This window comes from Enterococcus sp. DIV0174 (genome assembly GCF_050529065.1).
Classification (GTDB): domain Bacteria; phylum Bacillota; class Bacilli; order Lactobacillales; family Enterococcaceae; genus Enterococcus_B; species Enterococcus_B thailandicus.
In genome coordinates, this window is record NZ_CP172881.1 from 1507122 (window position 1) to 1519748 (window position 12627).

Annotated in this window: 14 protein-coding genes; 2 read left to right on the forward strand and 12 right to left on the reverse strand. The window is 38.4% G+C overall.

The genetic code is table 11. The annotated features are described in order from the left end of the window. Nucleotides 1–2: 2 nt before the first annotated feature. The 9 genes from IGJ93_RS07145 to IGJ93_RS07185 all read right to left on the reverse strand — a co-directional run bounded on the left by IGJ93_RS07145 (nucleotide 3) and on the right by IGJ93_RS07185 (nucleotide 8836). Nucleotides 3–1283 carry a dihydroorotase gene (locus IGJ93_RS07145; RefSeq protein WP_071868960.1) on the reverse strand — a complete coding sequence of 427 codons (1281 nt, stop codon included), beginning with the start codon at nucleotides 1281–1283 and terminating at the stop codon, nucleotides 3–5. A gap of 18 nt (nucleotides 1284–1301) precedes the next feature. Beyond that, a complete protein-coding gene (locus IGJ93_RS07150) occupies nucleotides 1302–2228 on the reverse strand; it encodes an aspartate carbamoyltransferase catalytic subunit (protein WP_067482255.1) in 927 nt (308 codons plus the stop codon). Between the two features lie 11 nt (nucleotides 2229–2239). Further along, on the reverse strand, nucleotides 2240–3523 hold the full coding sequence (locus IGJ93_RS07155; protein ID WP_430596891.1) for a solute carrier family 23 protein: 1284 nt from the start codon (nucleotides 3521–3523) through the stop codon (nucleotides 2240–2242). A 10-nt stretch (nucleotides 3524–3533) separates the two neighbouring features. Then, nucleotides 3534–4073: a bifunctional pyr operon transcriptional regulator/uracil phosphoribosyltransferase PyrR gene (pyrR, locus tag IGJ93_RS07160; RefSeq protein WP_067482259.1), complete on the reverse strand. Its 540-nt coding sequence runs from the start codon at nucleotides 4071–4073 to the stop codon at nucleotides 3534–3536. A 273-nt stretch (nucleotides 4074–4346) separates the two neighbouring features. Then, nucleotides 4347–5252: an RluA family pseudouridine synthase gene (locus IGJ93_RS07165; RefSeq protein WP_067482261.1), complete on the reverse strand. Its 906-nt coding sequence runs from the start codon at nucleotides 5250–5252 to the stop codon at nucleotides 4347–4349. Then, a complete protein-coding gene (gene lspA / locus IGJ93_RS07170) occupies nucleotides 5249–5713 on the reverse strand; it encodes a signal peptidase II (protein ID WP_071868963.1) in 465 nt (154 codons plus the stop codon). Before lspA ends, IGJ93_RS07165 begins: the two co-directional genes overlap by 4 nt. A gap of 4 nt (nucleotides 5714–5717) precedes the next feature. Continuing rightward, complete coding sequence (locus IGJ93_RS07175) at nucleotides 5718–6416, reverse strand: CBS domain-containing protein (protein ID WP_067482265.1); 699 nt, start codon at nucleotides 6414–6416, stop codon at nucleotides 5718–5720. Beyond that, nucleotides 6409–6792 carry a hypothetical protein gene (locus IGJ93_RS07180; protein WP_067482267.1) on the reverse strand — a complete coding sequence of 128 codons (384 nt, stop codon included), beginning with the start codon at nucleotides 6790–6792 and terminating at the stop codon, nucleotides 6409–6411. Before IGJ93_RS07180 ends, IGJ93_RS07175 begins: the two co-directional genes overlap by 8 nt. A gap of 373 nt (nucleotides 6793–7165) precedes the next feature. Further along, nucleotides 7166–8836, reverse strand: coding sequence for a formate--tetrahydrofolate ligase (locus IGJ93_RS07185; protein WP_071868965.1), 1671 nt, complete (start codon nucleotides 8834–8836; stop codon nucleotides 7166–7168). A 182-nt stretch (nucleotides 8837–9018) separates the two neighbouring features. On the opposite strand from IGJ93_RS07185, the gene IGJ93_RS07190 reads away from it, so the two are divergent. Beyond that, nucleotides 9019–9222: a cold-shock protein gene (locus tag IGJ93_RS07190; protein ID WP_067482445.1), complete on the forward strand. Its 204-nt coding sequence runs from the start codon at nucleotides 9019–9021 to the stop codon at nucleotides 9220–9222. Between the two features lie 138 nt (nucleotides 9223–9360). Here the strand turns inward: IGJ93_RS07190 and IGJ93_RS07195 are convergent, their stop codons facing one another. Further along, nucleotides 9361–9813, reverse strand: coding sequence for an EbsA family protein (locus tag IGJ93_RS07195; protein WP_071868966.1), 453 nt, complete (start codon nucleotides 9811–9813; stop codon nucleotides 9361–9363). A 75-nt stretch (nucleotides 9814–9888) separates the two neighbouring features. Here IGJ93_RS07195 and IGJ93_RS07200 point away from each other — a divergent pair, with 75 nt between their 5' ends. After that, nucleotides 9889–10299 (forward strand): ribonuclease HI family protein, encoded by a 411-nt coding sequence (locus tag IGJ93_RS07200; RefSeq protein ID WP_071868967.1) that lies wholly within the window; start codon nucleotides 9889–9891, stop codon nucleotides 10297–10299. A gap of 457 nt (nucleotides 10300–10756) precedes the next feature. On the opposite strand, the gene IGJ93_RS07205 is transcribed toward IGJ93_RS07200, so the two are convergent. Beyond that, entirely contained in the window at nucleotides 10757–11899 is a 1143-nt protein-coding gene (locus IGJ93_RS07205; RefSeq protein ID WP_270492645.1) for a cation diffusion facilitator family transporter, read from the reverse strand. A 45-nt stretch (nucleotides 11900–11944) separates the two neighbouring features. After that, the gene (locus tag IGJ93_RS07210) at nucleotides 11945–12541 is read right to left on the reverse strand and encodes an ECF transporter S component (RefSeq protein WP_067482276.1); all 597 of its coding nucleotides are present in this window, start codon (nucleotides 12539–12541) and stop codon (nucleotides 11945–11947) included. Nucleotides 12542–12627: the final 86 nt, after the last annotated feature.

The window sequence follows — 12627 nt, forward strand, 5'->3', positions numbered from 1 at the left end:
TCCTAGACCTCCTTTTGCCAAGCAATTTTTCCGTCAACGAATGTCAACAATGTTTCCCCTTTGACCGTCCAATCAACGAATGGTGTATTCTCACCTTTTGACAAGAAGTCTTCTTTCGCAATTTTATACTCGTGTTCGATATCAAACACTGCAATATCTGCTGGAGCGCCAATCGTTAGTGTCCCAACATTCAAGTCAAAAATTTCTGCTGGTTTAACAGCTAGCCATTCAATCACTTGTTCCAGCGTGAAAATGCCGGTTTTAACAAAATGAGTATAAATCAACTGAAAAGCTGTTTCGCTTCCAACGATTCCGAATGGTGCATTTAAAAAGCTTTGACTCTTTTCTTCTAGACCATGAGGTGCATGGTCTGTGGCGATGCAATCAATTGTTCCATCAAGTAATCCTTCAATCAGCGCTTCGCGATCTTCACGTCCACGTAGGGGTGGATTCATTTTCCAAAAACCAAAATCTTCTGGAATATCTTCATCGATCAAGAGCAAATGGTGCGGCGAAACTTCTGCTGTTACATGAACACCAGCTTTTTTCGCATCGCGGATAATACGAACACTTTCTTTCGTTGATACGTGACAGACGTGGTAATGGACACCTGTTTCTTCCGCTAAAATTAAATCTCTTGCAATTTGCGAAGATTCGGTTGCACTTAAAATTCCCGGCAAATCCAATTCTTTGGCTTTTTCGCCTGCGTGCATAACGCCACCGAACAGTAAGGATTCATCTTCGGTATGGGCAACCAATGCTTTATTATTTTTAGCAGCTTCCTTCATTGCTAGATACATCGTACCTGCTGTTTGTACACCAACACCATCATTGGTGAATGCAAAGGCACCTGCGTCAATCAACGCCTCTTGATCAACTAAAACCTCACTTCGCAACTTTTCAGTGATTGGTGCGTACTGTAAGACTTTCACAACTGCATCTCGCTTGATGATTTCATAAACTTGACTTAGTTTTTCAGCTGTATCAGGCACAGGATCTAGATTAGGCATTGCGCACACTGTAGTAAATCCGCCATGTGCTGCTGCTTTCGTTCCTGCTTCAATCGTTTCTTTATACGTAAAACCAGGTTCTCTTAAATGAACATGTACGTCCACTAGCCCCGGTGTGATGAGTTGTCCTTTTGCATCAAACACTTCATCAAATTCAGTCTCAGAAAATCCAGTACCGATTGCTTTGATTTTCCCTTCTTCAATCCAAATTTCTGCAGGTGTTGTTTCATTTTTTCGTGTAATGATTTGACCGTTTTTAATGAGTGTTTTCATGTCTTCGTCCTCCTACTTTTACGCTTTCCCGTTTAGTACTGCCTCTAAAATTGCCATTCTGACAAATACGCCATTGCTCATTTGTTGAACGATTCGTGACTGTAATCCTTCCACTAATGAGTCGGCTAGTTCAACGTCACGATTGACAGGTGCTGGGTGCATGATGATTGCATGTTTTTGCATCTTCTTTGCACGTTCAACAGTTAAGCCATGTTCTTGATGATAACTTTCTTTTGAGAAACTTTCTTTTCCATCATGACGTTCATGTTGTACTCGTAGCATCATCATTACATCTACTTGGTCGAGTAGTTCATCCAGTGGCAAGTAGTGTCCGTAAACTTCAAATTCATTGTCATACCATTCTTCTGGTCCAGAGAAGAAAACTTGTGCGCCTAGGCGTTTCAACATTTGCATGTTTGATTTAGCGACACGTGAATGTGTGATGTCACCAACGATGGCTACTTTCAGTCCGTCAAAATGGCCAAATTCTTCATAAATCGTCATCAAATCTAGTAAACATTGTGTTGGATGCTGACCACTGCCATCCCCACCGTTGATAATCGAGCATTGGATTGTTTTGCTTTGAATCAAATCCTCATAATAGTTTTCATCTCCATGACGAATGACTGCTACATCCACTCCTAATGCGGACATTGTCAAAACGGTATCGTAAAGTGTTTCCCCTTTTGAAACTGAGCTAGTGCTTGCTTCAAACTCGATTACTTCTAAACCAAGCTTTTTCTCAGCTACATCAAAACTTTTATGTGTTCTTGTACTATTTTCGAAAAATAAGTTAGTTGCAAAATATTGGCTCTTTTGTGGTGTCCATTTTGCACCTTGTTTGAACTCTTGCCCGCGGCGAATCAAGCCCATAACTTCTTGGTCTGTGAGTGCTTCAACGGTTAATAAATGTTTTAAACTGATACGTTCTGATTGGATGATCATGAATTTTCCTCCTAGTTTTCTTCGCTACGTGAAGTTTCTGGTAAGATAAGATTTAAAATGATACCAAGGACAGTTGCTAATGCCATTGCTGATAACGTGAATGTTCCTACTTGGAAGACTAAGCCTCCGATACCGACAACCAAGATGACTGCTGCAATCAACAAGTTTTTCTTTTTATCGAAATCTACTTTGTTCTCAATCAAGATTTTCATCCCGCTAGCTGCGATAACACCGAACAAGATAAAACTGATTCCTGAAATAACTGGTCCAGGGATACTTAAGATTAAGGCACTTAGTTTTCCAACAAATCCCAAGATAACCGCGAAGAATGCTGCTCCGCCAATCACGAAGACGCTATGCACTCGTGTGATTGCTAGTACGCCAATGTTTTCTCCATAACTTGTAACTGGAGGGCCACCGACAAACGCTGCAACGATCTGTGCTAATCCGTCACCCATTAATGTTTTGTGCAATCCAGGCTCTTCAAAGAAGTTTCTGCGAGTTAATTTGTTCAGCACCATCAAATGACCAATATGTTCTGTCATTGTTACAAATGCGATTGGTGCCATTGTTGTAATCGCACCTAGATATAATTTTGGTTCATATTGAACAAATGGAATTTCAAAGTTTGGTAAAGCAAACCACGCTGCGTCTGCAATCGGTTGTGTATCAACAATTCCAAAGAGTAAGGCGACGATGTAGCCACTCACGATTCCTAATAAGATTGGAATCAACCCAAGAAATCCGCGTAAGAACATATTGAAGAAAATCGTCAAACCTAACGTGATTAACGCTACGGCAATGTATTTAAAATCGTAGTTACCATTGTTGTACATTGCATTATTTGCAGCATTTGCTGCTAGCCCCAACCCGATAACCATAATTACTGGTCCAACAACGATTGGTGGTAAGATTCGGTCAAGCCATGCTGCACCGATTTTTTTGATAATCAAAGCGACAATCAGGTAAACCAACCCAGTTGTGATTGCTCCTTGCGCAATTGCTGGATAACCATCTGTTTTCATCAACATTTGCATCGCTGCAATAAAGGCAAAGCTACTTCCTAAGTAAGCTGGAATTTTTCCTTTTGTTGTAAACAAGTAAACCAGTGTGCCCAATCCTGAACTGACTAACGCAATCCCCGGATCGATTCCAACTAAAAGCGGTACTAAAACTGTTGCTCCAAACATCGTGAATAAATGCTGTAAACTTAAACCAACCCAATGACCTAATTTTGGACGGTCATGAATGTCTAATACAACACTATCATTATGAAATTCTTTTTTCTCTGACATATCTTTTCCCCTATTCTTCCTCTTTTAAAATCATGATACGATCTTGTCCGTCAAGCTCTTGCATCTCTACCAGAATTTCTTCTGCTTTTGATGTTGGAATATTTTTCCCGACATAATCGGCACGAATTGGTAGTTCGCGATGACCGCGATCAACTAGTACAGCTAATGAAATTTTTCTTGGACGCCCTAAATCCATGATGGCATCCATTGCCGCTCGAATCGTACGCCCTGTGTAAAGCACGTCATCAATCAAGATAACTTCTTTTCCTTCTAAAGAAACTGGCACATCTGATGAATGTAGCTCAGGTCCTTCTGCAAGCTCTTTTTTATCATCACGATACAATGTGATGTCTAACTCACCAACTGGAACTTCGATGTCTTCCAACTGTTTTAATCGTTCGGCAATTCGAGCAGCAATATAAATTCCTCGTGTTTTGATTCCCACTAAGACGATGTCTTCAATGCTGTGATTTCTTTCGATGATTTCATAAGTAATTCGTGTCAATGCTCGTTTCATTGTTACTTGATCGACTACTTCTTTGGTTTGCATACTGTTTCCCTCCATTTTTTTGCATAAAAAAACTCCTGCCCTAAGAGGACAGGAGGTATGTTTAGACTGATTGTACAATTTGGTACGTTCATAGATAGCTAATACAGTTGCACTGTTAGCTATACTTCGTCATTGAGCATCACACATATAGCGCACCATATAGTTGATTACTCACACCCTTCTTAGCCTCACGGGACTAAACTTAAAGGACTACTATTTAATTTTCGTTTAAGCTTTTCGTTGTTAATACTATACCGTTGCCAGCATAAAAAATCAATGGCTTTTTCTTAATTTTTCTAAAGTTTTTTCAAACACTTCAGGAAGTGGCGCTTCAAAGACCATTTCTTGTCCGGTAACAGGATGTGTGAAGCCTAACATCTGGGCATGTAAGAATTGACCATTTCCTGGTAAAGTTTTCTTTGGCCCGTATACAGGATCGCCTGCCAAAGGAAAACCAATATATTGCATGTGGACACGAATTTGGTGCGTACGACCTGTTTCTAATTTTAATTCAACCAAAGTAAATCCTTCAAAACGTTCTAGCACAGTAAAATGAGTAACAGCAGATTTTCCATCTTCACGAACGGATTGCATCTTGCGATTGACTTTTGAACGGCCAATCGGCGCATTGATCGTTCCCTTATCGTGCGAAATCTCACCATGAACTAACGCAACGTATTTTCGTAAAGAAGTTTTATCTTTTAATTGTTTTGCCAATGATTCATGTGCTTGGTCATTCTTGGCAACCATTAACAAACCAGAGGTATCTTTATCAATCCGATGCACGATTCCAGGGCGAATCACACCGTTAATGGAAGATAAATCTTTGACATGATACATCAACGCATTTACCAAAGTTCCATGGCTGTGCCCAGCTGAAGGGTGGACAACCATGCCTTGTGGCTTATTGATAACTGCGACATCTTCGTCCTCGTAAACAATTGTTAACGGAATATCTTCAGCGATGACATCTAATGTTTCTGGCTCGGGAATCGCTACAAATAGTTCATCCTTTGCTTTCACTTTATAATTTGCTTTAACGGGTTGACCATTTACAGCAACCACGCCTTCTTTTAACCAAAGTTGGATTTGAGAACGACTATAATCTGGAAATAAGCCTGTTAGGACTTTATCAATTCGTCCTGTTTCTTGTTCGATTGTTGCTCTTAGTTCTGTCATTTTTTCACTTGATCCTTTTCATCTAAAATAATATATATCAATATACAAATCACACCACAAACTAATGAAATATCAGCGACATTAAAAATCGGAAAGTTCATAAAATCTGTTTGGAACATGTCCACTACATAACCTAAACGCACACGATCAATAAAGTTTCCAATCGCGCCTGCTAAAATCAATGCCAAACCAGTCATAAACCAACGACTTGCTGTCTGCCTGTTTTTAATCATTAAATAAACGATTGCTACCACAGCAACAATTGTTACCACAGTAAAGAACCACATTTTTCCCTCTAGCATGCTCCAAGCTGCTCCCGTATTCCGAATATGGTTTAGCGATAAGACACCAGGAATGATTGATTGGGTTTCTCCTAATGCTAAGTTGCTTGTAATCCACCATTTGACCCATTGATCTATCACAATCAAAGCGCCACTCATTATCCAATATATAACTAACACACGATCAATCCTTTTCTACTTGTTTAAAAATATCTCTTGGTCGAATAATCCCTAATAAATTGCCATCAGGGTTTCCATCTTTTGTAATCAACACTGCCTCTAGCGTCCCTTGCTCACGAAACATCAACTCAACTTCGTATATTTTCGTGTTCGCAGAAACAAATTGATAATTTGTATATTTTCCATCACCAATAATCAAATCTTTCGCTTGCTTCCGTGTTAAGTCAATCACTCCTTGTTGACTTTCTTTAGCCAACCAAAATCCGATTGCTCGTAAAGTAATCAATGCTTCAAATTTCCCTTTATTATACAGTGGAAATTGAGAGTAACGCTTTTGAGCAATCGTCTCTAGCAAATCTAGTAAAGGAATATTTTTATCAAAACCAGTCACTTTCTTTGCAAACTTCGGCAACACCGTGGCTGGACGAATCAATGCCTCTTCAATGACTTGGATCTTGTCAACTGCCCACTCATTTGGCTCTGCAATGACAAAGTCTTCAGCAATTCTTTCATGAACAATTGCGTTCCTTAATTGCGCCATCTGAAATAAATCTTCTTCATATTTACGGACCATTGACCCTTTTTTGCGAGCCAATCGGCGCACTAATTCGGTAAAGCCCATATTACGGGTATTTCCCATTTCCTCACGCATCCATTTTTCAATACGATTGAAGCTACTTAAAAACACATCAGAGTTACTCATATTTGCTAGGGTCCTCCTTGATGACATAAGCTTGGTTCTTAATGAAGAAAAAGAAACCAATCATTCCAATCACAGCTACCAAGCTATAGAATAAATTATTAAAATAAATGGCACTTAAACTCGTGAAAAAAAAGAGTACCGGATACAATTGCAACAGGAGTAAGTTCATCGTAATAACGTACGCATCTTTTGGCAATGCAATTTGATAAACTGGACTTTTTAACCAAAAAAACGTGACTTGCATCGTTAGTGGAACGGTTGCTTCTACTTCCACGCTGTCTTGCTGATTTAAGTAAACAGACTTTCCATTAATTTGTAGTCGAATCGAACTTCCCATTCCATAAAAACCAGTTTTTCTGGTGAATTTTATTTTCATAATGCCCCTCCTATTATGCTTTAGTATAACTTAAAACACAACAATGAAAAAGAAAATACCTTAGATAAGGTTGTGACTCCAAGCGTTCAGCTTCGAAAAAATAAAGAGCAACTGAAAAAAATAGCTTTTCATATTTTTGAACAGTTGAGAGTTATTTCGAGAAGTTGCTTGGGGAACACCGTGAATAAGGTTGTGGCTCCAAGCGTTCAGCTTCGAAAAAATAAAGAGCGACTGACAAAAATAGCTTTTCACATTTTTGGATAGTTATAAATTATCTCGAGGCGCTACTTGGAGAACACCATAACTTCAGAAAAAGGAGGTATGACAAAAGTTTTGCCATACCTCCCACTTCTTTTGAATCATCCGTTTATCATCAAAACAAACCGATCACTTCTCCTTGATTCGTTACATCCATGTTTAACGCTGCAGGTTTTTTTGGCAATCCTGGCATCGTCATCACGTCACCTGTGAGTGCTACTAAAAAGCCAGCACCTAATTTGGGAACAAATTCTCGAATCGTAATCGTAAAATCAGTTGGTGCGCCAAGCAACGTTGGATCATCTGAAAATGAATACTGGGTTTTTGCCATGCAGATTGGCAAGCCACTCCAACCATTTTTCTCAAACTCCTCGATTTGTTTCTGCGCTTTTTTACTAAATTGAACGCCTTGTCCACCATAAATCTTTTTGACGATTGTCTCTGCTTTTTCCGAAATCGTCGCAGTTGATTGATATAACGGTTGATAATCAGCTGCTTGTTCAGCAATTAGTTCCACTACAGCTTTTGCTAAATCCACACCACCAAGCGCGCCTTGTTCCCATACACTGACACGTTTAGCTAAGACACCTTGGTTTTCACATAACTCTTCTAACAATGCAAATTCTGCTTTCGTATCCGTAACAAACTCGTTGATTGCCACGATTACAGGGATATTGTACGAACGCATATTTTCAATGTGGCGTTTCAAATTAACAAAACCGGCTTTCAAAGCAGATAAATCTTCTTCAAGTAGTTCTGACTTTTGTCTACCCCCGTGCATTTTTAATGCGCGAATCGTTGCAACAATTACAATTGCATCTGGCGCTTTTTTCAAGTTAGGGACTTTGATATCAAGAAACTTCTCCGCGCCCAAATCTGCACCAAAGCCAGCTTCCGTAACCACGTAATCAGCTAATTTTAAAGCTGTTTTAGTCGCTAAAATACTATTACATCCGTGAGCAATATTTGCAAATGGTCCACCATGAATAAACGCAGGTGTGCCATAAATTGTTTGAACTAAATTTGGTTTCAACGCATCTTTTAGAAGTAAAGCAAGAGCGCCTTCTACTTTTAAGTCACCTGCAGTTACAGGTTCTCTGTCAAAAGTATACCCAATGACGATTCGTGCTAGCCGCGCCTTTAAGTCATCTAAATCAGTTGCCAAACATAAAATCGCCATGATTTCACTAGCAACGGTGATGTCAAAGCCATCCTCTCTTGGTACTCCCTGGATTGGTCCACCTAAGCCAACAATCACCTGACGCAATTCACGGTCATTCAAGTCAACCACACGCTTCCAAATAACACGTCTGGCATCAATTTTCAATTCATTTCCTTGATGGATATGGTTATCTAAAAAGGCAGATAGTGCATTATTCGCACTTGTAATAGCGTGCATGTCGCCAGTAAAGTGCAGATTGATGTCTTCCATTGGTAAAACTTGGGCATATCCACCGCCAGCTGCACCACCTTTAATCCCCATGACGGGTCCTAATGAAGGTTCTCTTAAAGCGATTGCTGCCTGTTTGTTAATTTGATTTAGTGCATCTCCCAAGCCAACAGTAACAGTTGACTTTCCTTCCCCCGCAGGTGTTGGGTTAATTGACGTGACCAAAATCAGTTTGCCATCCGGCTTTGCTTTTAGCTCCTCAATTGCCGAAAAATTTATTTTTGCTTTGTAATTTCCATATAATTCCAGGTCCTCATAGCCAAGATTTACTTTATCAGCTATCTCAACAATCGGTTTTAAGTCAGTTTCTTGTGAAATTTGTAAATCACTCTTCATCAAACTACCCCTTTACACGAACTTTAATTCAATTTATTTTCTTTTTGTTAAGTTATTTTTATTATACACGTTTTTAATTGAAATAAATAGATAGAAAAGCCATCTCTTTTATTTATTTGACGTACTTATAAATACTCTTTATAATGTGGCTATGGTAGATTTTAAGAAAGGTCGTGAGTGCTTTGACCCAGGGAATCGTGAAGTGGTTTGACAATAAAAAAGGATACGGATTTATCAGTTATGATGAGACGGAAGAGATTTTTGTCCATTTTACCGCAATCGAAGAAGATGGCTTTAAGAGTCTGGAAGAAAACCAAGCCGTTGAGTTTAAGATTATTGAAGGCAATCGCGGAACACAAGCAGCTCATGTTAAGAAATTAAGTTAATTGATTCAATTAAAATCACATTCAATGATAAATGAACAAGGAAATTGTAGTTGAGACAAGGAAAACTTGTCTCAACTTTTTTTATACTTTTAGTAACCCAAAAAGGAGTCGCGGACAAAAGCCCTCAACTCCTTTTTCTCATTGTTTATGAGAACTATTTGATTGATCCTTTGATTTATCTTTTCGTGACTGATCAACAAATACTTCTTGTGAAGTTCCCGCAAAATAATTACGAACGGGTACCCGATCTTTTGCACGTAATAAATAGATTGTCGGCTCTAACTCATCTGTTAATTTTAACTCCAAGCCATGATCATGTGGAGCTACCTTTTCGACTTGCTGTAACGTTAATTTTTTATCTTTCCAAAAAGCAGCATAGCGAATTTTGATTGAATTTTTTTCTAGTACAAACGATCGACGTAACCCTAGCAATAAAAACACAGCAAAAATGCCCATAACTACATTACTTTTCCAATAAGGTCCTGTATTTTCAAGTGACAAAATCAAACTGAAAAAGAAAATAATCAACGTCAATGACCAATAAATGATCGACTGTGCCAATTCTGGCTGCCAGCGAATAATTTTTTTCATTGTCTAACCTCGCATGATAAGTAATAATGCTATAATCATATCATAACATTACTTTATTTTAAAAAGGAGATATTCATGTTACGAGTATACATTGATGCCTCGACAAAAGGCAACCCCGGTCCAAGTGGTGGTGGCATCGTGATTCTTGGAGAAAATCGTTATGAACAGCTAGCTGTTCCTCTTTCTGATGGGTCAAATCACGAAGCAGAATTCGAAGTCTTTTTAAAAACTTTAGAAATTTTAAAGGAAAAGGAATTAAACGCTGAAACGATTTTTTGTTATTCAGATAGTAAAACGTTAGTTTCCACCATTGATAAAAATTTTACAACTAACGAATTATTCCAGCCCTACTTGTCAGCAATCCAATCACTTCTTCCAACGTTCTCTTTGTTTCTTTTACAATGGATTCCTGAAAGTAAAAATAAAGGTGCCGATAATCTAGCTCGACAAGCATTAAAAAAACAACTCCAACAAACAAAAAAATAGACCGAAAACGATGAAGCTTACTAAACTCCATCGTTTTCGGTCTTTTAATAAACTTTTCAAGGTTATTAAGATACTTCCTTAGGTTACGATTTAACTGGTAGAAAAGTTTCCTTATTGCTCAAAGCTAAATGTTTGGAGCTACAACTTTATTTACGGTGTTCTCAAAACAACTCCTCGATATAGCTTGTCAGAGCTAAGCGTTTTGCGCCACAACCTTATTTACGGCGTTCTCAAAACAACTCCTCGCAATAACTCTCAACTGTTCAAAATATGAAAGATTATTTTTGTCAGTCGCTCTTTATTTTTTCAAAGCTAAGCGCTTGGAGTCACAACCTTATTCACGGTGTTCCCCAATCAGCTTCTTCGGCAATAAGCCCTCTTTTCATAAAAATATGAGGAACTATTTTTAGAAAAGTTTTCTTATTGCTTGAAGCTAAGCGCTTGGAGTCACAACCTTTCACAACAAATAATTATGATCGAAAGTAATCTCCACCTGATACTTCCCAATCTTCTGCTTGACTTGCTCCCGAATAATTTCTTCCAATTTCTCATCAGAAAAATGACATTTCTGTGGAACAACCACATCAAATTGCAAAATTTCCCCTTCTTTTATCACACGAAAATCATGAATTTTAAGTCCTTCTGCTGTAGTTGCAACAATTTCACGCAATGTCTGTAATACCGCTAAATAACGTTCATTACTCACTGGAACAGGATCTAAATGACAAACCAAATCAACTGCTAAACGTTCTTTGAAATCTTTTTCGATTCGGTCAACAATACGATGCGCCTGATTCAAATCTAAACTATCATCCACTTCGATATGAACAGATGCAAATCGTTTACTTGGTCCATAATTGTGTACTAACAAATCATGATAACCTAAAATTTGATCGTAATTATTCAGCGAATCTTCCATTTCTTCGATTTCTTCTGTTGTAGGTCGGCTACCCATCAACTCATAGACAAAGTCACGAACCATCATTCCACCGCTATACAAAATATATAATGCTAATGCAAATCCAATATAGCCATCGATTCTCCATCCAGTCAACCATTCAATACCCGCTGAAATCAAAACCGCTAACGTTGTAAATACATCATTGTAACTATCAGTTGAAGTAGCTCGCAAAGCATTCGAATCAATTTTTGTTGCGATTCGACTATACATTTTCCCTTGAATAAACTTCAAACCAATTGAAAAAACCAAGACTAAAAAGACAACTGGTGTCAAAATAACATTTTCTGGATGGATAATTTTTTGAAAAGAAGATTCTAAAAATGTAAATCCCACATAAGAAATAATGATTGACACAAATAATCCACTGATATATTCAAACCGTTCATGTCCATATGGGTGCTCTTTATCTGCTGGTTTAGCTGCAATCTTAAACCCAATCAAGGTCAACACAGAGGAAGCAGTATCCGACAAACTGTTGATTGCATCTGCCATGATTGACACACTACCTGATAAGATTCCAATCATAAATTTGGAAACAAATAAAATCAAATTGGAAATCAAGCCTAAGACACCTGCCAAGATTCCTTGTTTCGTTCGTTCTCTACTCGTTGTTTTTTCTGTCGTTTGTTTTCTTGTCACACTCTTACTCCCTTATCTGAAAAGATCTGCTCTCAATTAAATTTTTTATTCTGGTTTCAAAGGAGTCGCCGCAAAGAGTGCTTTAGCAAGAAGCGGCGTAATAATTCCTGCCCCAATTGCTTCTGGAACACCATTGATTCCCGCAACTCCGATCAAAGTTTTAAATAAAAGTGATGTGTCCACGCCATAAGCATTGGCAGTCGCACTTGTATAAAACATTCCCATAAAACCTAAAACAAGTAAAGTATTCGTTAGGGAACCCAGTACTCCTGCAACAGCAGCCCCCATCACCACAGATTGATTTTTACGATAAATCCAATGAAAGATAACACCAGCGACCAAACCAACAAGTACCCGTGGGACCACTGAAATGATTGGATTCGTAAAGACTAACGTATCAAAGGGAGTCGTCGGCATGGCAAACGCGCGAACAATAGTCGCAATTCCCCAGAACAAGCCAATCAGCATGCCATCTTTAGGTCCTAATACAACGGCTGCTACAATAACTGTAATATGGATGATTGTTAAGCTAATAAACCCTAACGGAATAAAGCCCAGCCAAGGAACCATTGCTTGAACAAGAATGATTGCTAACAAGACTGCGCGTAATACTAAACGAAATGTTTTATTTCTACTATTCATCTTAAACCCCACCTTTTTCTTTTCATCGTAAAAAGTTCTTGCTCATTCGTCAACTATTTACCTTTATCCTAAAATAGACACAAAAA

Bases quoted from the DNA above. Each gene is read 5' to 3' on its own strand.
- IGJ93_RS07200 (WP_071868967.1), top strand. From the start codon at position 9,889: ATGTTACGAGTATACATTGATGCCTCGACAAAAGGCAACCCCGGTCCA.
- IGJ93_RS07175 (WP_067482265.1), bottom strand. From the start codon at position 6,416: ATGAGTAACTCTGATGTGTTTTTAAGTAGCTTCAATCGTATTGAAAAA.
- IGJ93_RS07210 (WP_067482276.1), bottom strand. From the start codon at position 12,541: ATGAATAGTAGAAATAAAACATTTCGTTTAGTATTACGCGCAGTCTTG.
- IGJ93_RS07195 (WP_071868966.1), bottom strand. From the start codon at position 9,813: ATGAAAAAAATTATTCGCTGGCAGCCAGAATTGGCACAGTCGATCATT.
- IGJ93_RS07165 (WP_067482261.1), bottom strand. From the start codon at position 5,252: ATGACAGAACTAAGAGCAACAATCGAACAAGAAACAGGACGAATTGAT.
- IGJ93_RS07150 (WP_067482255.1), bottom strand. From the start codon at position 2,228: ATGATCATCCAATCAGAACGTATCAGTTTAAAACATTTATTAACCGTT.
- IGJ93_RS07185 (WP_071868965.1), bottom strand. From the start codon at position 8,836: ATGAAGAGTGATTTACAAATTTCACAAGAAACTGACTTAAAACCGATT.
- pyrR (WP_067482259.1), bottom strand. From the start codon at position 4,073: ATGCAAACCAAAGAAGTAGTCGATCAAGTAACAATGAAACGAGCATTG.
- IGJ93_RS07145 (WP_071868960.1), bottom strand. From the start codon at position 1,283: ATGAAAACACTCATTAAAAACGGTCAAATCATTACACGAAAAAATGAA.
- IGJ93_RS07155 (WP_430596891.1), bottom strand. From the start codon at position 3,523: ATGTCAGAGAAAAAAGAATTTCATAATGATAGTGTTGTATTAGACATT.
- IGJ93_RS07180 (WP_067482267.1), bottom strand. From the start codon at position 6,792: ATGAAAATAAAATTCACCAGAAAAACTGGTTTTTATGGAATGGGAAGT.